The sequence below is a fragment of the Halothiobacillus neapolitanus c2 genome, assembly GCF_000024765.1.
GTDB classification, from domain to species: Bacteria; Pseudomonadota; Gammaproteobacteria; order Halothiobacillales; family Halothiobacillaceae; genus Halothiobacillus; species Halothiobacillus neapolitanus.
On the sequence record NC_013422.1, the window covers coordinates 2,564,281 to 2,582,886 of the forward strand.

Here is an 18,606-nt window from a genome sequence, read left to right on the forward strand (position 1 = left end):
TTCTATTTAATCGCCAGCCATGAGGCAAAAGCGTAGTGTTTGCCGAGCAGGATGGTTTTGCTAAATCCGGCTTCGCGGAAACGTTTTATGTGCGCTTGCTCGGTTTCTGTTCTCAGGACGTTTTCCAGTGCCTGTCTTTTTTGGGCGATTTCCAGTTCGGAATAACCGTTTCGCCGCTTGAACTCATGGTGCAATTCCGTGCTGATGCCTTGCAATGCCTCGTCTTCATCGTGAATTTTCTCAACCAGAATCAGCCCGCCGCCGGGGTTCAATCCCGCATGGATTTTTTTCAGCAGATCCAGCCGTTTCTCCGGTTCGATAAATTGCAGGGTGTAGGCCAACACAATCAAGGACGCATTGCAGTACTCATGCATCGTGATGTCCCCGCAATGCAGCGTGATCGGCACACTGGCCTGAAATGAACTAATGTGTTCTTTCGCGCGCGAAATCATGGCTTGTGAAGAATCGATAGCATGAATTGTGACCGAATCGGCCTCGATGCCCGAAGCTAAGACGCCACTTTTCAAGGCCAAGGTGATCGCACCGAGCGAGCAGCCCAAATCGAAGAGATTGCTGTTTTCTCGGACGAGCAAACGCGCGACATCCTTGATCAGATCAAGCGTGAACCCGTATCCAGGCACCGATCGTTTGATCATGTCCGGAAAAACAGCGGCCACTTCCTGGTTGAAACAAAAAGGCCCCGGTTTTTCGGGGGTGTCGAACAGTTTGTCTGTTCCACCCTTGATCGATGCGAATTGATCCCATTCGTTGTTGTTCATAGGTCACATCTTGAAAACCACCAGTCTCGGATTTCAGTTTCTGTGCCCTGAAAAACGATACGGTGTTTTTTCTTGTTGATTTGATAGTCGTACATCGGGTCGTAGTAGCCGACCAGTAATTGCTCGATCAGAGATTCGATGCCGTGTTTATTGCCCGATTCGAAATAGTGACTCAATCCCGCGAGCGCCAGGGCGAACAACTCTTTATGCCGCGTATGGCCCAGCCGTTTCTTGATGGCATCCAGCGACTGAAGAATACTCGTTTTCAATGTTTCTTCAGCCTGTTCGCGGCCGTAAATCCGAATGAGTTTTTGAAACCTGCTGGTGATGTAATCTTCGAATACCTGCTCGATCCGTTTTTCGACGGGTGTGTGCAAAACCACCAATGGCGCGGTTTGCATGGCTTCCCATAAAGGCAATGGAACACGACGCGCGCCGATCTTTGAGCCCTCGTCTTCCAGCATGATGGGCGTATCAGGGCAGGCCACCTGATTTCTCATCAACGCAATGGCAATCTCGTTATCGATGCTGATTTGTGGCGGCTGTGCCTCCAGTTCCTGCCCGAAGGCCGAACCCTTGTGATGGGCAATACCTTCCAGATCGACAAAGCGTTGGCACTGATTGAGTAACACCGTTTTTCCGGTGCCGGTTCGCCCGCCCAGAACGATCAGTTTCGCTTGCGCCGTATCCGCTTCAAGCCTATCCAGCAAAAAACGACGCAAGGCCTTGTATCCGCCAACGATTCGCGGAACCGTGATGCCAGCATCATCCATGAGCATGCGTTGCGTCAGGCGTGACCTCAGGCCTCCACGAAAGCAATAAAGCATGCCATTGGGGTGTGTTTCAAAAAATTCTGCCCATTGCGCGATTCGCTGTTGCTTTTGTTGTTCATCTACTAACGCGTAACCTAAGGCAATGGCGGCGTCCTGTCCTTGCGACTTGTAACGGATACCAACGAGGTGACGTTCCTCGTCCGTCAAGAGCGGAATATTGGTTGATTTAGGAAAAGCGCCCGCGTTGAATTCAATCGGTGCGCGCACATCCAGTAGCGGAATGTTTTCAAGGAAAACCCGCTTAAGATCCGTTTCCTTGGGTGCACAATCGACCATCAGAACGCGCCGAAGCGGACTGTTTTTTCGTTGGGCTCGGCGGCAATGATTCGACCAATGGGTTCGGCATGTTTACCTTTGGCTTTAAGTAATTCCCGGACCTGTTCGACAGCCGTTTGCGCCACACTGATGAGCAAACCACCGGATGTTTGCGGATCGCAGACGATGGCTTTTTCCTCGTCCGTCATATCGTCGAGGTGTTTTCCGTAGCTGGCAAAATTACGGTGGGTACCGCCTGGAATTTGTTTTTCTCTTAAATATCTATCGATATTTCTGATTTTCGGTATCCGTGCCAGATCAATCACGGCAGCTGTTCCACTTCCCTGACATAGTTCCAGCAGGTGTCCGCCCAATCCAAAACCGGTGACATCCGTCATCGCATGAACCTCACTTATGTGTCCGAGTTCATAACCGATCTGATTGAGCTGGCACATCAAATCGGGTGCCGTATCCCGATCCTCATCGCGCAATACACCTGATTTTTGCGCGGTGGTCAAAATGCCGATACCCAATGGTTTGGTCAAAAACAGGTAATCGCCCACTTGAGCTTGATCGTTTCGCTTGAGGTGATCGAGTGCAACGCGACCGGTGACTGCCAAACCGAAAATGGGTTCTGGCGCATCGATGGAATGCCCGCCGGCCAGTGGAATGCCCGCATCGTGACAGGCTTGTTTTCCACCATCGATGACGGCAGAGGCGACTTCTGCTGATAATTTATCGATGGGCCAACCAAAAATAGCAATCGCCATCAGGGGTTTGCCGCCCATCGCATAAATATCGCTGATGGCATTGGTTGCAGCAATTCGCCCGAAGGTGAACGGATCATCCACGATGGGCATGAAAAAATCGGTGGTGCTGATGATGCCGGTACCGTCGCCCAGATCCATGACGGCTGCATCGTCCTTGGAGTCGTTACCCACGATGAGTTGGCTGAAATGGGCTTTTTCAATATTGCTGGTCTTCAGGATTTCATCAAGCAAGGCAGGCGATATCTTGCAGCCACAACCGGCCCCATGGCTGTATTGGGTTAGACGAACGGGTTCTTTGGAGGTGTATTGCATGGTTCGGCGTGTTCGGTTGTGTTGGTTTAACTAAAGAATGTTTTTATTCTTTTGTTAGTGATGATTAATGGCAAAGACTGTTTTGCCGTTCAAGTCGCAAGAGGCCATTTTATTGAACGACTTACTGAAATGCGAACCTCTGTATGGTTCATCCTTTCCATTGTGGATGGATGGTTGAGAAATGTGGATAACTTTTTTCTCCCCGAGTTACGCCCAGTTTATCCGCAGTTTGTTATTTTGGGCAGCGCGACCGACCGCGGATAACTGCTTCCTGACTTTTTCGGCCTGGGTACGAGGGTCATCGATCCGATTGACAGATCAGTTGGTTGTCGGACGACCATGATGAAGAGATGACTTCTGATCCTCTGCGCGCGTTGGTACCAACAACAGAAAGGCTTGTGTGGTGAATAGCATGGATGCGCCCAAGAGATGCAGTGGTTGCAGGAGGGTAGGCAGATGCAAGGTGATGAGCATTGTCCCTGAAAGGATTTGTATGATGACGATTAAAAAGAGCACGCCCAATGCCCGATTGACCCGCGCGTCCGTACCAAAGAACCGCAGCATTAACCAGAGATTAATGATAATGACAATCAGAGCGCCCGCCATATGGACGTTCAACACAGCACCCACGTGATCAAGCCAGGATACGACAGTGGTCAGGTGTTCGTTGGTTCCCATTTGATCTACCCGCTCACGAACCTGGGCCCCCAGACCGGTTTGAACCACGGTGATCACCATGGCGATGGGCAACAGGAGAAACCCGCGTCGCCCGATGCGTGCAGGTTGGCGACTGGATGAGGGAAATGTCCGTGTGACCACCGCCATCAACAAAAACAGGACACCGAACGACAACATCATATGGGTGGTGACCACGGCCGAATGGAGGTTGGTGTCGATTACCACGGCGCCAAGCCACCCGTTCAGCATCACCAGGCCCAATGCCCCGCCCGCGAGCCAGGGAAGGGCATTGTCCTGTCGGCGTGCCAGAAAAGCGAGGACGCAGGTCAGAATCGAGAGCAGCCCGATCAGCGTTCCTGTCAGACGATTGAGGTATTCGGTCCAGGTTTTGACTGGATCGAACGGCATTTTGTCGTAGCCGAGCCGGGCGTAGGTGTGTCGGTAATCGGGTGGCAGATCGGCTGCGCTGAACGGGGGAACGACGCGTCCGAAACAGGTCGGCCAGTCGGGACAACCCATACCCGCGCCCGTTGCACGCACGGTGCCTCCTACCCAAATCAGGAAGAGCACGGCCAGCATCGTCACGATGGCCATGATATGCAGTTGTTTTTGTCTGTTCATCGGGGTGTGTTTCCTGTTCACGCGTTGATCGTCAGGCCACTTAAAGCCGGATGACGATCGAATCAGCCGCTAAAAATATGGGGTTACCTGTCTTCGTTGTTATTATTTGGGATTGCTCGGCACAGCAACGGATCGTGGTCGCCAACGTTTGTATCCCAACAACAAGCCCGACAGCAGGGTCACGGGCAGCAAGACAACGCTCCAGAACCAGATTGCCCGACCACCGATGCCCATCACACTGCCGGTGTGAACGGCGGCAAGCCAGTCTTCGAATGACAGGGAAATCGCGTCCTGCGCACCATTGCTGTACCGCGTACCAAATGGCCCGAAGCTGCCGGGGGCCGTGCAGCGTACCAGTGACCGTCCGTCCGTCTGCCACCAGATCATGTCCACCTGTGCGCCGGTGCACGATAAGGCGTCGCCTGGCACCGATGCGAACAGTCTGCTGTCTGGCGGTGCGAAAGAGTTCAGTGATTGATCGGTGATTTGGGCAAAAAGTCCTGTCGATGCACAAATCAACCAAACCCAGGCGGCCAGATACACCAGTCGACGGTGGACGGAAACAACCGGCTCGCTTCCTTGCTGATTCCGGTGTCCTCGCCGATACCATTGTCCGAGGAGAAAAAGCAGAATCACGCCGATGGATGAGAGCGCAACCAAGACCGCTCCAATCGGACCCCTGCTCAGGGATCGATGAATTGAACCGAGCCAGTAAACGGCATCATGATGAGCAGGTCGTTCACCAACCAGTATTTTCCGATACGGATCGATAAAAAGTTCGAACACTTTTCCTTCGGGGCCTTTTACGGTCGCCATGACCGTGTCTTGAGGCCGTTCAGGCATGTTCAGGCTGAGTAATTGATCGTGTGGCCGCCACCGGTGTACGTGCTCCATCACGCTGTTTAGATTCATCCCCTGCCCTTCGCCCACAGCGGATACGGTCCACAGGTCGGGCGCAAGGACGCGTTCGAATTCCCGAGCGAAGGCCAAACCCGCACCCGAGAGCGCGATCAGGGTTAGTGGCAGGGTCAGTGTGACACCGAGCCAGATATGCAACCGAATGCGCCACCGGGGCGGTATCACGCTAGATTCTTTAGTGTTCGTGTTGTTCATGTCGTTACATTGCGGGATCGGATGTAGCGCGTTCCGATGTGCATTGGAGCCCGCGGGGATCAAGGCCGAAAAAAACCGAGAACCGAATCATGATTGGGGCCATGATTCAAAAATCAGTTGTTTGAGATCAGCCGCGATCTGATCGCTGGTTTCCTGCTGATCGATCAGCAGGCGTGCATTACCTTTGGGATCAAAGACATAGATCGAAGCACTGTGATTGACTTCGTAATAGCTATTTTTGTCCGGGTATCCCTTGCCATAACTGTAGGCCACCCGATAACGTTTGGTGACGGCCTTCAATTGGCTTTGTGTGCCGGTCAAACCGATAATCCGGGGTGAGAAATAACGGACATACTTGTCCAATACCGCCGGAGTATCGCGATTGGGATCGACCGACACGAACAGAACCTGAACGTCATCGGCTTGTTTACCCAATGAGTTGAGGGCGGTTGCCAGACGGGTCAGGGTTTGTGGGCAAACATCCGGACAAAAGGTATAGCCAAAATACAGCAGAACAATATGGCCACGATAGTCTTTACCGGTCACGGCCCGGTCGTGCTCGTCGGTGAGGTTAAAGGTCAGTGGCGCCATGATCCCGGTAATATCGGTGGCATTCCAGTGCACAGGCTGCTTGCTGCACCCGCTTGCGAAAATAACCAACCAAGACAAAATCAGCGTGAGAAATAACCAGTTGCCGCGCCGGTCACGAACCAAGTCTTGCATGAGCGCACCTCAAGTTGTTGTGTATGGATCCGCCATCGGATGCGGCGTGTGTTGTGCGGTAGGTGCGAGGACGACGGGCGGGGTTGTGTCCATCTTGCTGCGTTGTGACCAACGAACCAACAGAACCAGCGCACCCAGAACGCTCATCATGGCGGCCGGAATCCAGGTCACCAATCCACCCAGCGCCTGTTCTTGAAGTAGGTTTAGTGGTAAAACCCGTCCACACAAGGCGTATATGGGATACAGATCCGTCGTGCTCAGCGCGATGTACGCGCCGAGCAGTATTTGTGGAAACATCACCAGGAACAGGACCAGCAGACGAACGCCGTAGTGGCGTGTCTCGAGCATCCCGGCGGGTGGTTGACGGAAGATCATCCACCAGAACATGAGACCATCGATGGCCATGCCCCAGTTCATCGCGTTGTACAGCGGCATGCTAAGCATGGCGTCGAAATGGATGCCTGGTATCAGCCAGAAATAGATGATGGCGACGAACAGGAGGCCGGATACAAAAGGTGCCTGAATCATGCGGATCGGCCATGTAATGGCAGGATAGCGCGCGCGGAATGTGATCATGATCCGAATCATGTATTGCGGCAATCCTGCTAACAGCACGGAGGCGGGAGCGGAAACGGCAATCAAGAATGGCCCCAGATGGTGCAGAACCAGATGCTGTGTCCGGTGCATGAAAAAACTGAAGCGGCCGTAGTAATCGATTTGTGTTTGCAGCACAAGATAGATACTGACAAGCCCCAAGGCGAACAACAGCGTATCCCAGCCAGCCTTGCGGTTGAGCCGTCGAAGACCCCGAAAATACAGCACGGCTGCCAGCAGGCAGACCCCGAGAACCGTGGGGGAAAACTCATATGGCAGCAGAAAGGCGGCAGCGCTGGCCACCGAACTGAACAGAGCGCTGGTCGGTGAATCGGTCACCGCCGGCTCACAAAATCCGGGCAGTAGCCGGCCGGTTCGGCTTGACTTGATTGAACAATAGGGGTGTTCATCGCCATGGCGTGATGACGGTGATTACCAGGAGGACCAGCCGCTGATCGGCAGGTAGTGATCGACCAGTAATAAGGCAAACAGGACCGTAAGGTAGGTGATTGAAAAACCGAATAGACGCATCGCCTGACGATCACTGTCAACAAACATCAATCGATAGGCACGAATGGCGAACAAACCGCCGAGCACGGTCGCGCCGATCAGGTAGAAAGGTCCACTCAAGCCGACGGTAACCGGCAAGTAACTCACCGGGATAAGAACCAGGGCATAGGCGAAAATACTGCGTTTGGTATAGGCCACCCCTCGTATCACCGGCATCATGGGTACCCCTGCTTTGGCATATTCGTCTCGCCGTGCAATGGCAAGCGCCCAAAAGTGGGGTGGTGTCCAGACAAATATGATCAGAAACAAGGCAAATGCCTCCCAGCCAATCTGACCGGTGATGGCGCACCAACCCAGCATGGCCGGCGCCGCGCCAGAAGCGCCGCCTAGGACGATGTTCTGTGGCCCGATCCATTTGAGATAGCGCGTGTAGATCACGGCGTAGCCGATCAGTGTCAGGAGTGTCAGTACGGCCGTCAGCGGATTGACCAAGGTCCAGATGATCACGAGGGCGAGGGAGGCTAGCGATAAGGCAAATACGGTGGCGGATCCCCTCGAGATATTTCCCATGGGTAGCGGACGATTCTGGGTGCGGCCCATTACCGTATCGATTTCCCGGTCCGCGATGTGGTTTAACGCGGCCGCCGACGCACCGGCGAGCGCAATGCCTACTGTCGCAGCCAGTACCGTGGCCCAAGGCAGATTACCCGGTGGGGCAGCGAGCACCATGGCGACCAGCGCGGTAAAAACCACCAGCGAGACGACTTTGATCTTGCAGAGTTTCACATAGCTACGCCAGGGGATCACCTGCATTAGCATGAGGGTTTGGGTACGTACGGTCATGGTTTGGCTCCACTTACGATGTGCCGTTGAACCTTAATGGTTCATCGAGAGGCACCTGATTTAATTGCCGGCAAGCTTGAGAAGATGTTTTAAGTCCTTGAGCAACCCAGTGGGCTCAAACCCGGTTGGGTAGCGCAACACCAGAAAACCTTGGGGATCAACGATATAAACGGATCCGGGTGCCAATGGCCAATGATCGGCGGTAACGACATGGATGTTGCTGTCCACCCACTTCGCTCCCTCGGTCAGGGGTGACGCGGATGTCGGCAAAACAAGCACGAGGCGCACTTCACGCATGGCGCGGTCTTGTGCCAGGCGAATGCGGCGCAAGGTGTCCATCAGGTCTAGGCAATGCTGATCGCAGGGATTGGTCTGAGGAAGAACGGAGTTCGTTTTGTGAGCCGGGTTGTAATAAACCAATGTCCACTTGCCTCGAAACAGATCACCCGAGATCGCCTCGCCTTGATCGTTGATCATCGGTGGTGGTGAAAACTGTTGAGCCGGTGTGATGAGCTCGCCATGTTCCAGACCACCCTTGAAGGAGCCGGCATGGAAATGAAAAACCAACCAGGCCAAAGCGAGGGGCAGACCGAAGATGAGAACCAACCCACCGATCACGATGCCTTTGCGTTGCGGCAACACGCTGCTTATACCGTCCATCGCTTTGCTCCTTTGCCGCGGGCGCGCTTGAATCCGTGTCGGATATATAAACCCACCAGAATGACTGCAAAGCCGAACCACTGAGCGGCATAGCCATAGTGCCGCGTGGGTCCGAAGGCATGCATGGCCTTTTCTCGAATGGCCATGACTTCGGAGCCGTCGGGATAGATCACGACGGGAAGCAATGGGTATCCCAAGAGCTGTGCCATACGCTCGGGTTGCACGGCTTGAATGACGTTTGGCCAACCGGATGAAAACTCCTGACTGCCTTGAAGGGTAAAGGGTGGTTTATCGGGTTTGAGCGCGAGTCCAGTGACGGTTACCTCGGTTATCGGCACACTGACCTTGGGGCGTTGTTGACGGCTTTCGCCCAGAGGAATCCAGCCGAGATTGACGAGTACGGCAGGCTCATTTGCGGCTGCCGTGTTCAGTCGAAGCGGTGCAAGCAGGTAATAACCCACCTGCCCATCACGCACCCGGTTATCCAGCAGGAAGAGATGGGCAGGATCGTACAGGCCCCGGGCCCGAACGTGCAGGGAGAGCGGCCCCGTGTTCTGACTTTTGTTCTGAAAGCCCAGTGGTTGAGGCGCTGCTGTTTCTGCAGCCGCTTCGCGTGCGAACAGAACCTTTTTTTCGGTGGCACGATGGATTTGCCAAACGCCTAGGGCTATGAAGCCCGGCAATAGCAGAAGGGTGAAAACGGTTTGTGCCAGTGCGGGTTGAAAACGCATGACCCCCTCTCTTGGTGATATCCGCCTGTCGACAATGAAGGTGTTCAATCGGATTCACTCATTGCAATTGCGTGAACAGAAGACCGTTCGTGTGAATCGTGCTTGGATGTTGAGCGCACGACATGAACGGCCGCATCTGGTTTCAGGTTTAAAGCGCAGACCTTGCCAAAACCCATCACTCGTACGCCTTGGGACCTTCGTCATGCAACTGCTTGGCGGTCGGTGGCGTGGTAAACGTGTGGTAAGGCGCGGGCGAAGGGATGACCCACTCCAGCCCCCTTGCGCCATCCCATGGCCGGGCTCCCGCTGCTTTTCCACCGCGATAGGCCTTGATCAAAACCACGATAAAAATCAATTGTGAGAAGCCAAAGATGAAGGCGCCGACTGTTGAAATCATATTGAAATCCGTGAATTGAACCGCGTAGTCGGGAATCCGGCGCGGCATGCCGGCCAAGCCAGCGAAATGCATGGGGAAAAAGGTGATGTTCATCGAGATCACCGATAACCAAAAGTGCCATTGGGCGAGGCGTTCGTCGTACAGATGCCCAGTCCACTTGGGCAGCCAGTAGTACACGCCGGCAAATATGCCGAACAGAGAGCCGCTCACCAGCACATAGTGAAAATGCGCAACCACGAAATAGGTATCTTGGTACTGATAATCTGCGGCTACGTTGGCGAGCATCACGCCGGAAAATCCACCGATGGTAAACAATATGATGAACGCGATTGCCCAGAGCATTGGCGCTTCGAAGCTCAGAGACCCGCGCCACATGGTCGCAACCCAGTTGAAGATCTTGATGCCGGTGGGCACCGAGATCAGCATGGTGGAGTACATGAAGAATAACTGCCCCCAAACCGGCAACCCGACCGTAAACATGTGGTGCGCCCAGACGATCGTCGCCAGGAACGTGATGACGGCCGTCGCGTAAAACATCGATTTACGCCCAAAGATGGGTTTGCGTGAGAACGCCGGAACCACTTCGGAGATGATGCCGAATGCCGGCAAAATCATGATGTAGACTTCGGGATGGCCGAAAAACCAGAAGATGTGTTGGAACAACACCGGGTTCCCGCCCGCTTCAAAGAAATGAGTACCCCAATGGCGATCCGACAACACCATGGTCGCGGCAATGGCCAAGGTGGGCATGGCCAGCAGGAACAAAAAGCCGGTAATCAGCCACGACCAGCTGAATAGGGGCATATCCATCAGCTTCATACCCGGTGCCCTCATCTTCAGGATGGTGAGGATGATGTTCAGCGCACCGAAGAACGACGAAACCCCCATGATGTGGATGGAAACGATCATCCAGTCGATCGATTCCGGTCCGAAGCTGCCGGATAACGGCGGGTAGAACGTCCATCCACCGTTTGGAGCACCCCCATGAATAAAGAACGTGCTCCAGAGAATGATCGCTGCTGGGGGCATGGCCCAGAAAGCCCAGTTGTTGACTCGAGGCCAATACATGTCATCCGCACCGATTTGAAGCGGCACCATCCAGTTCGCCAACCCGGTCAGACCCGGCATGATGGCGAGGAAAATCATCGTCAGACCGTGCATGGTCGTTAGCGAGTTGAAGAATTGCGGCTGCATCAGTTGCATGCCCGGTTGGAACAGCTCCGAGCGGATCATCAGTGCCATCACCCCGCCCACCATGAGGCCCACCAGGCTGAGCACCAAGTACATGGTGCCCACAGCCTTGTGGTTCACCGTTAACAGCCAGCGCAGGATGCCTTTTCGGGGACCGTGGTGCGCGTCGTGCTCATGGACGTGACCGATCGTGGTGTCTGCTGCGGTACTGTGCAAGACATGTTCAGAGGAGTGATTCATCGTGCGGCCTCTATTTCTTTGGGCGTAATGAGATCCCCGGTGTGGTTACCCCAGGCGTTACGTTCGTAGGTAATGACGGCGGCGATGTCGCGGTCGCTCAACTGCTTGCCATAGGCCTGCATGACTGGATTCTTCTTGCTGCCGTGCACTACGATATCGATATGATCCTTGACGCTGATGCTCATGCCGTCGAGGGCGGGAAACGCACCTTTGATGCCCTTGCCATTTGCTTGGTGACAGGCAACACAGATCGTGCCGTAGACCTTTTTGCCCTGGGCCATGGCGGTGTTCATATTCCATGGGCCAGCCGCTTGCGCATTCGTCGCGGCAAGGGCTGCCTTTTCCTTATTCATCCACTCGGCATACGCGGCGGGCATCATGGCTTCGACCACGATCGGCATAAAGGCATGACCCGCCCCGCAGAGTTCAGCGCACTGTCCTCGGTAGGTTCCGGGTTTGTCGATGACAAAGCTCATTTTGTTAACCTTCCCTGGGATCGCATCGGTTTTGAACCCGAGCTGGGGAACCCACCAGGAATGAATGACATCTGAGCTGGTAACCTGTACCTGAACGGTTTTACCCACCGGAACGACCATGGGGTGATCCACGTTAAGGAGGTAATAGGGAACGTTGGCGGGTGATTCCTTGGCACCGAGCTGGCTGGCGTCCCGACTGGGAGAGGCCAGGTTGCTGAAGAACGAAATGCCCTCACGTGGGTATTTGTATTCCCATTTCCATTGTGAGCCGAGGACATCAATCACGACATCCGGCGTCGCAGGTTGGGCATTAGCTGCAATAATCGCCTTGGTGGCAGGTACAGCGATGGCGATCAGAATCAATGCCGGAACCAGTGTCCAGATGACTTCAACGGCCGTGTTCTCGTGAAACTGTGATGCCACCGCACCACGAGAACGTCGGTGACGGACCAGCGACCAAGCCATAACGCTAAACACACCGATACCGATAACGACACAGACCCAAAACACCAGCATGTGCAAGTCATAGGCCGTTTGACTGGTTGTCGTTACGCCGACCGGCATGTTGAAACTCAGCGGGTCTTCTTGTGCCGCCATGACCGACGAGAGCGGTGCAAGTAACCCCGTCACTATCAGAATTAAACGCGTTGCCATCCTGACTCCCCTGTGTGTGCCTTCTGAAAACTTCGAACGACACCATCCCGATGTGTTCGGAGAACAAAAGCAAAAATAATTTTTTCTTTCTTTAATCATCTGCGTTTCAAACCGCCGATGATGGCGGCACAGCCTTGTGTCCCCCCGAACCGAAGAGTTCACTCTTCGGTTCCACTATGATCAACACACCGAACTTGTCCTTTTTTATGCTGGAATTACCTATTAATTCGGTGCGTTAATCAAAATCATTTTACATACAGAGGCAATTAATTTGTCAATAGTAAAGTAAGCATCATTTTTCTATTAGCCATAAAGCTTTTAATTATTTAAAACGGTTAATATTAATGTTAAAAAATCAGATTATATGTTTATTATAAAATTTGAAATTTGCTTTATTGTAATTTAATTAATTTCTTATAAAGCATGCTTCACGTCGATCGCTTGAACCGACCATTACGGCACCTTTCGGCCTTAATTCTTTTTATCGATCCAAGTGGCGCAATCGAGGATGGGGCGATTTGATTAACAGGTTCCATTTTATGAAAAGTTACGGCCAGCGAAGAACCCAAGCAGCCCATACCAGCCTTATAAAAGGCTTACAAACATGCATGCCCGCCTGTTTGTAAGCCGCATAAAAATCAATGATTTGTTGTGTATTCCAAGGGGGTTTATTTGTATGTGGGGCAGCTCTGGATCAAGTAGAGCATCATAAGCAAAATAGGTAGTATATTTAATATATTTGATATGCAATTATTTATTGCTTGGATAATATATGACTGTGATAAGCCGCACCCATGGGAGTAAAGGACATGCGTTACATTGGCAAACTCATGAAAATGCCGGGCGTTATAGCTGCGGGGTATTTCACCTACAAGGGCGAGATAAGAGATTACATGGGATCTCTTTCTAAAACAGAAGCTCAGCGACTTGCTGCCATGTGTTACGCCAACCTTAGAATGGTGCGAATGCAAGGAAATATGTTGGAGGCTCTCACCGCGTACAAACCGAATCAAGAATATTGCGGATTGCATTCAGCGAATGGGTGGATTGTTCGGGGTGCCCAAAAATCCATCTGCGTCGTTTCAGATTCATTTTGCATTCTTAACAACATCGATGGCTCACTCAATGCCATATTGCATCTCATGCTCAACGAAACTAAAGAAGCCCAAGACCACTTAATTTAATCAAAAATGATCGGACGGATTACTTGAATGAGTGTCCAAGCCGTCAACGCACCTTCAGATAAGTATCCATCACGGAGGACCATCATGGCCACAACCAATGAATTGACCCAAGTGCCTGGCGCCGTCGCAGGCTTTACCTTTTCACCGTCCGGTCAGCTTCTCGATTCCGATATCAAGCCTGGTAATCATGAACTGGACGAATCGACCTTGGAAATGCTCGCGCACATTTGCGTGGCCAACCTAGCGATTAGCAACATGCAGGCCGTTGGCTGGGAAAAGTCCAGCGAACTTAAGGGATTTAATCCCGTTGAAGGATTTACGTTCGTTTGCCTCGATGTCTCCGTGGTCGCCCGCGGTAACAAGGCGATTGTGCTCATCAACCAAAATGCGGACTACGATAAGGCTTTCGAGGCACTCGCAGACTGAGGAGGGATCATGATCAATCAACTGAAGAAAATAGATGGCGTGATGGCAGTCGTCGTATTTACCGAAGGACTGAAACCTGCGCCCATGACGGTGCTTGGGGAGCTGCCGCTGGATGAGGCCAAGCGCCTGTCCCGCTTTGCTAATGATTACATGCGGTTATTGCAGGGGCTGATCGACCAGTTCGCCATGTTGACGCCATCAAGGCAATGGGTGCTCGTCAATGGTTGGGCCGTGCACGGTCCGAAATTTTCGGTGTACGGATGGGGGAATCTCGTCTGCATCGTGGATAACAGCAAGGTAAACCACAACATGATCAAACTGGTCAAAGATACCTTTCTGAATATGTAAGATTGAGGGTCCGATCTTTCTGATCATCAATGATTCGTCGCGAGCCGGCGTAGCAATCGTCTCAGCGATCAAACCCTCATACGTCTGGCCCGTTTTTTATTTTCCAATGCAGAAATTGCTGAAAATTTCACCGAGCAGATCATCTGCGGTGAATTTTCCGGTGATTTCATCCAAGGCTAGCTGTGCTCGACGGAGCGATTCGGCTGCCAGTTCTCCAGCGGATTGTGTCGTCAAAGCACTATGGGCAGAAATGATTTCTTTTTGAGCACCAAGTAAGGCATCCAGGTGTCTTCTTCTGGCGATGAACTGACCGCCTTCCGTGGATTGATAACCCATGATTTCCTTGAGATGTGCGCGAAGTTCCTTAATGCCCGCGCCGGTTTTTGCGCTGATGCCCAGATGGATTTTTTCCTGATCGAATCCTGCTGGACGACCGCTCAGGTCGATTTTGTTGAATACCCAAATGGTGTGTTTGCGCGGCAGCATGGCTCGGATCTTTTCATCCTCATCCGGATTATTGCGGTGGTCGTCCTGAAGAAACAACACCGCGTCCGCCTGTTCCACTTCACGCCAGGCGCGGCGAATGCCTTCACGTTCAATCGGCTCGTCACTTTCACGCAAACCGGCGGTGTCGATGATATGGACGGGCAGGCCATCGATCTGAATTTCGGCGCGTAGTACATCGCGTGTGGTGCCCGGTATGTCGGTCACAATGGCACGATCATCTCCGGCTAATTGATTCAGCAGACTCGATTTCCCGGCGTTCGGCTGACCGACGATCGCGACGCGCATGCCCTCGCGAAGGAGTACGCCTTGCTGTGTTTCAGACAGCAGTTCGGCGATTTCATCGACCAGTTGCTGTGATTGGGTAATCAGCCGGGCATCGGAAAGAAAATCAATTTCTTCTTCGGGAAAATCAAGCGCGGATTCGATGAACATGCGCAACGCAATCAGCTGTTGTGTGACGCGATGAACCCGTTCGGAAAACACGCCTTGCAGAGCCTGACTTGCGGCCTGCGCGGCGGCCTGGCTGCCGGCATCGATCAAATCGGCTACCGCTTCGGCCTGCGCCAGATCCATTCGTCCATTGAGAAAGGCGCGTTCGGTGAATTCACCCGGGCGAGCCAGTCGCGCGCCCTGTTGAAGAATCAGTTTCAGCAGATGATCCAGTACGACCGGGCCGCCATGGCCTTGCAATTCCACCACGTCTTCGCCGGTGTACGAATGCGGCGCCGAAAATACAAGGCAAAGCCCGTCATCGATGAGCGCGCCGGTATTGGGGTGTTTAAATGGGACGTGCCGCGCGTAGCGGATCGGAGGCAAGGTCGAGACGATGCGTTCGGCAATCGCGTGCGCTTGCGTGCCGGATAAACGAATAATGCCGACACCACCACGTCCGGGCGCTGTGGCAATGGCGGCAATGGTGTCGTGTGGCGAATGCATGAGCACGCCCGAGGGATTACTCGGACTTGATCAGTGCCATCTGCTTCTCGATTTTCCGCGTGATCATGTACTGCTGCGCAATGGAGAGCAGATTGTTCACGAACCAGTACAGAACCAAACCTGCCGGGAAGAACGAGAAGAAGATGGTAAAGATGACCGGCAACCAGGCAAAGATTTTCTGTTGCATTGGGTCAACCGGCGCCGGGTTGAGTTTCTGCTGGATGAACATGGAAATACCCATGAGCAACGGCAGCACGAAATACGGATCCTTCTGCGACAGGTCATGGATCCACAAAATCCACGGCGCTTGGCGCAATTCAACCGATTCGGCCAATACCCAATACAGAGAAATAAAGACCGGAATTTGAATCACAATGGGCAGACAGCCACCCAAGGGATTAATTTTCTCCCGCTGGTAAAGCTTCATCATTTCCTGGGAAAGCTTTTGTCTGTCCTCGCCGAATTTTTCCTTGAGCGCCTTCATCTTCGGTGTGACGGCACGCATTTTCGCCATGGAGCGATAACTGATGGCCGAAGGCCAGAGGAAGAAGAGTTTAATGACCAGCGTCACCAGCACGATCGACCAGCCCCAGTTGCCAACCCATTCATGGAAGTGCTTGAGCAGCCAGAAGATCGGATCGGCGATGACGGTGAAAATACCGAAATCGATAGTAAGGTTCAGGCCTTGTGCGAGCGGCGCAAGATTGGCCTGGATTTTCGGACCGACATAAAGCGTGGATGACAATTCACCCGAGCCCCCAGCCGGAATAGTCGTGACCGGGGAACTCATGCCGATGGTGTACAGGGTCTGATTGTTCTTGTCCGACACGAGCGTGTAGAAATGGTTGACCTGTTGGCGATCGCTCGGTACCCAGGCACTCATGAAGTAGTGTTGGATAATAGCCACCCAGCCACTGCTCAAATCCTTCGAAAGCTTGGTTTTCAGCATTTCCTCGAACGGAATCTTTTCATAGGCCAAACGATCTTTCGTGCCGGGTACATCACCCGCGTAAACCGTGCCGGTATAGGTGTGAACCAGCTGCGTGCCCGGCGTGGTACCCAGCCGCGTCAATTGACGATATTGGCTGGCCGCCCAGGGGGATTGGCTGGTGTTGTCGATCTTGTATTCGACCTGAACGGTGTAATCACCACGTTTTATGATGATCAACTTGGTGATCTTGATGCCGTCCTTTTCCCAGGTAAGTGGAATGCGTAACTCATTTTCACCTGGCGTCAGCGTGTATTCCATTTGCGGGGCAGTGTATTGGGCGTAGTGGTCCGGCGCCGGTGCGCCTTTCTCTCCGATCAAGCCCGATTGCGCGACATAAACGAAGCCGTTACTGTCCGTCAGCAATCGAACGGGGTCGGCCTTGTCCTGTTCTTGAGGATATTTGAGCAGATCGGCTTCATCGATCACCCCGCCTTGCAGGCTGATTTTCAGAGCCAGTACATCTGTTTTGACAGTAATGGTTTGCGCGGCTTTAGAAGTCGGTTTGGCTGCCGAGCCACCGGGTACGGCGCTTTGGTCCTGGCCACTGGCAGAGGGCGCTGAGGTTGCCGGTATGTCTTTGGCTGCTGTGGGTTGTGCCGGACTATCTGGACTAGCCGCGTTTTGCAGGGTGGCCGCCGTCTGTTGGGCTGATTGCGATTGGTCATGCGTCCAGGCTTGCCAGAGCGATATCAAAACAAAACCAAGAGCAACAACCAGAATTAGGCGGCGATTATCCATCTTTAAGACTCAATCAATTAGGTGGGTTAGTAACGTTATGCCCTGGATTTTGCCCCAGGTTCTTTTTACCTTGGGGCGCGCAATGATCCGCGACAGCCGGGGAGTGATCGACAGACGAAACCGTCGGCGGTTCCTTGTCAGGATCAGGTGTGACGTAGTTTACAGGATGATCGTGACATCTGCGTGGCGAGCTGGTCACTGTTCCGGATTTGCTTTCGGGCACGGGATCGTATCCGCCTTCGCAAAAGGGATTGCAGCGCCCGATGCGCCTTAACGCCATCCAGCCGCCCTTAAGGGCACCATGTTTTTGAATCGCTTCGATCGCATAGTGTGAGCAGGTAGGCTCGAATCGGCAGCTCGGCGGCAAAAACGGGCTGATGAAAATCTGATAAAACCGGACCAGTCGAATCAGGAGCCAACGCATCGCGCGGCCACCTTTTCGAATAGCTGTTTCATCATGATCTGTAATTCGGGATTGGACACTTTTTCGATACCGGCTTTGGCCATGATGACGCAATCAAATGATGGCCATTGGGCTTGATGACGACGAAAATGGTCACGAGCGATTCGTTTGACCCGGTTACGTTCGTGTGCCAAACGTGTTTGACGCTTGGCAATGGCCAGACCTAACCGTGGGTTAGCACCTTGGTTCGGGGTAACCACTGCCATCAGCAGTTCGCAATGAACGCGCTTACCGGATGTTAGCGTTCGCTTGTACTCGTCAGGGCGACGCAAGCGAACATCAACAGGAAAACCAAACCGTTTTGGCGAGGCCATCATGGTTCGGTTAATCGAAATTTTCGATTAAACGGCTAAACGCTTACGGCCTTTGGCGCGACGGGCGTTGATGACCGCACGGCCACCACGGGTAGCCATTCGAGCACGGAAACCGTGTGTGCGGGCACGATGAATAATACTGGGCTGGTATGTTCTTTTCATGGCGAAAATTCCTGTAAATTTATCTGCTTGTGTGGCGCGGGACCATTTTCATCCCCGTTTGTCGGCGAAGACTCAGCCACGCGACGCAACCTGCTCGAGAAAGCAACACAAGCCAAAAGGCCGAGCATTAAACTGAAAAAATGCTGTGTTGTCAATT

The 18,606-nt window shown here is 53.1% G+C and carries 20 protein-coding genes; 3 read left to right on the plus strand and 17 right to left on the minus strand.

The features are described 5' to 3' along the window. Nucleotides 1-2: 2 nt before the first annotated feature. From cmoA to coxB, 12 genes are all read right to left on the minus strand, one after another. A complete protein-coding gene (cmoA, locus tag HNEAP_RS11935; RefSeq protein WP_012825235.1) occupies nt 3-779 on the minus strand; it encodes a carboxy-S-adenosyl-L-methionine synthase CmoA in 777 nt (258 codons plus the stop codon). After that, the gene (gene mnmH, locus HNEAP_RS11940; RefSeq protein ID WP_012825236.1) at nt 776-1,888 is read right to left on the minus strand and encodes a tRNA 2-selenouridine(34) synthase MnmH; all 1,113 of its coding nucleotides are present in this window, start codon (nt 1,886-1,888) and stop codon (nt 776-778) included. The genes cmoA and mnmH overlap by 4 nt, the downstream gene beginning before the upstream one ends. After that, entirely contained in the window at nt 1,888-2,949 is a 1,062-nt protein-coding gene (gene selD / locus HNEAP_RS11945) for a selenide, water dikinase SelD (protein ID WP_012825237.1), read from the minus strand. Before selD ends, mnmH begins: the two co-directional genes overlap by 1 nt. 318 nt (nt 2,950-3,267) lie before the next feature. Beyond that, the gene (locus HNEAP_RS11950) at nt 3,268-4,248 is read right to left on the minus strand and encodes a COX15/CtaA family protein (protein ID WP_012825238.1); all 981 of its coding nucleotides are present in this window, start codon (nt 4,246-4,248) and stop codon (nt 3,268-3,270) included. Between the two features lie 102 nt (nt 4,249-4,350). Continuing rightward, the gene (locus HNEAP_RS11955; RefSeq protein ID WP_012825239.1) at nt 4,351-5,361 is read right to left on the minus strand and encodes a PepSY-associated TM helix domain-containing protein; all 1,011 of its coding nucleotides are present in this window, start codon (nt 5,359-5,361) and stop codon (nt 4,351-4,353) included. Nucleotides 5,362-5,448: 87 nt separating this feature from the next. Then, entirely contained in the window at nt 5,449-6,084 is a 636-nt protein-coding gene (locus HNEAP_RS11960; protein WP_012825240.1) for an SCO family protein, read from the minus strand. A 9-nt stretch (nt 6,085-6,093) separates the two neighbouring features. Next, nucleotides 6,094-7,017, minus strand: coding sequence for a cytochrome c oxidase assembly protein (locus HNEAP_RS11965; RefSeq protein WP_012825241.1), 924 nt, complete (start codon nt 7,015-7,017; stop codon nt 6,094-6,096). Nucleotides 7,018-7,110: 93 nt separating this feature from the next. Continuing rightward, a complete protein-coding gene (gene cyoE, locus HNEAP_RS11970; RefSeq protein ID WP_012825242.1) occupies nt 7,111-8,031 on the minus strand; it encodes a heme o synthase in 921 nt (306 codons plus the stop codon). 60 nt (nt 8,032-8,091) lie between these two features. Further along, nucleotides 8,092-8,691 carry a hypothetical protein gene (locus HNEAP_RS11975; RefSeq protein WP_012825243.1) on the minus strand — a complete coding sequence of 200 codons (600 nt, stop codon included), beginning with the start codon at nt 8,689-8,691 and terminating at the stop codon, nt 8,092-8,094. Then, nucleotides 8,679-9,422: an SURF1 family protein gene (locus HNEAP_RS11980; protein WP_012825244.1), complete on the minus strand. Its 744-nt coding sequence runs from the start codon at nt 9,420-9,422 to the stop codon at nt 8,679-8,681. The genes HNEAP_RS11975 and HNEAP_RS11980 overlap by 13 nt, the downstream gene beginning before the upstream one ends. Nucleotides 9,423-9,597: 175 nt before the next feature. After that, nucleotides 9,598-11,250 carry a cytochrome c oxidase subunit I gene (ctaD, locus tag HNEAP_RS11985; protein ID WP_012825245.1) on the minus strand — a complete coding sequence of 551 codons (1,653 nt, stop codon included), beginning with the start codon at nt 11,248-11,250 and terminating at the stop codon, nt 9,598-9,600. After that, nucleotides 11,247-12,380 carry a cytochrome c oxidase subunit II gene (gene coxB / locus HNEAP_RS11990; RefSeq protein WP_012825246.1) on the minus strand — a complete coding sequence of 378 codons (1,134 nt, stop codon included), beginning with the start codon at nt 12,378-12,380 and terminating at the stop codon, nt 11,247-11,249. The genes ctaD and coxB overlap by 4 nt, the downstream gene beginning before the upstream one ends. Nucleotides 12,381-13,189: 809 nt before the next feature. On the opposite strand from coxB, the gene HNEAP_RS11995 reads away from it, so the two are divergent. From HNEAP_RS11995 to HNEAP_RS12410, 3 genes are all read left to right on the plus strand, one after another. Beyond that, complete coding sequence (locus tag HNEAP_RS11995; RefSeq protein WP_012825247.1) at nt 13,190-13,564, plus strand: DUF2173 family protein; 375 nt, start codon at nt 13,190-13,192, stop codon at nt 13,562-13,564. Nucleotides 13,565-13,648: 84 nt separating this feature from the next. Next, a complete protein-coding gene (locus tag HNEAP_RS12000) occupies nt 13,649-13,990 on the plus strand; it encodes a DUF2173 family protein (protein ID WP_012825248.1) in 342 nt (113 codons plus the stop codon). A gap of 9 nt (nt 13,991-13,999) precedes the next feature. Beyond that, nucleotides 14,000-14,338, plus strand: coding sequence for a DUF2173 family protein (locus HNEAP_RS12410; protein WP_012825249.1), 339 nt, complete (start codon nt 14,000-14,002; stop codon nt 14,336-14,338). Nucleotides 14,339-14,434: 96 nt separating this feature from the next. On the opposite strand, the gene mnmE is transcribed toward HNEAP_RS12410, so the two are convergent. Genes mnmE through rpmH form a run of 5 tightly spaced genes read right to left on the minus strand, consistent with a single transcriptional unit; the run spans nt 14,435 to nt 18,449 of the window. Continuing rightward, entirely contained in the window at nt 14,435-15,781 is a 1,347-nt protein-coding gene (gene mnmE, locus HNEAP_RS12010) for a tRNA uridine-5-carboxymethylaminomethyl(34) synthesis GTPase MnmE (RefSeq protein ID WP_012825250.1), read from the minus strand. Nucleotides 15,782-15,797: 16 nt separating this feature from the next. Further along, nucleotides 15,798-17,510: a membrane protein insertase YidC gene (gene yidC / locus HNEAP_RS12015; RefSeq protein WP_012825251.1), complete on the minus strand. Its 1,713-nt coding sequence runs from the start codon at nt 17,508-17,510 to the stop codon at nt 15,798-15,800. 13 nt (nt 17,511-17,523) lie between these two features. Then, entirely contained in the window at nt 17,524-17,934 is a 411-nt protein-coding gene (yidD, locus tag HNEAP_RS13130) for a membrane protein insertion efficiency factor YidD (RefSeq protein ID WP_012825252.1), read from the minus strand. Continuing rightward, nucleotides 17,919-18,290, minus strand: a complete 372-nt coding sequence (gene rnpA / locus HNEAP_RS12025; protein ID WP_012825253.1) for a ribonuclease P protein component — start codon at nt 18,288-18,290, stop codon at nt 17,919-17,921. Before rnpA ends, yidD begins: the two co-directional genes overlap by 16 nt. A gap of 24 nt (nt 18,291-18,314) precedes the next feature. Continuing rightward, nucleotides 18,315-18,449: a 50S ribosomal protein L34 gene (rpmH, locus tag HNEAP_RS12030; protein WP_012825254.1), complete on the minus strand. Its 135-nt coding sequence runs from the start codon at nt 18,447-18,449 to the stop codon at nt 18,315-18,317. Between the last annotated feature and the right edge of the window lie 157 nt (nt 18,450-18,606).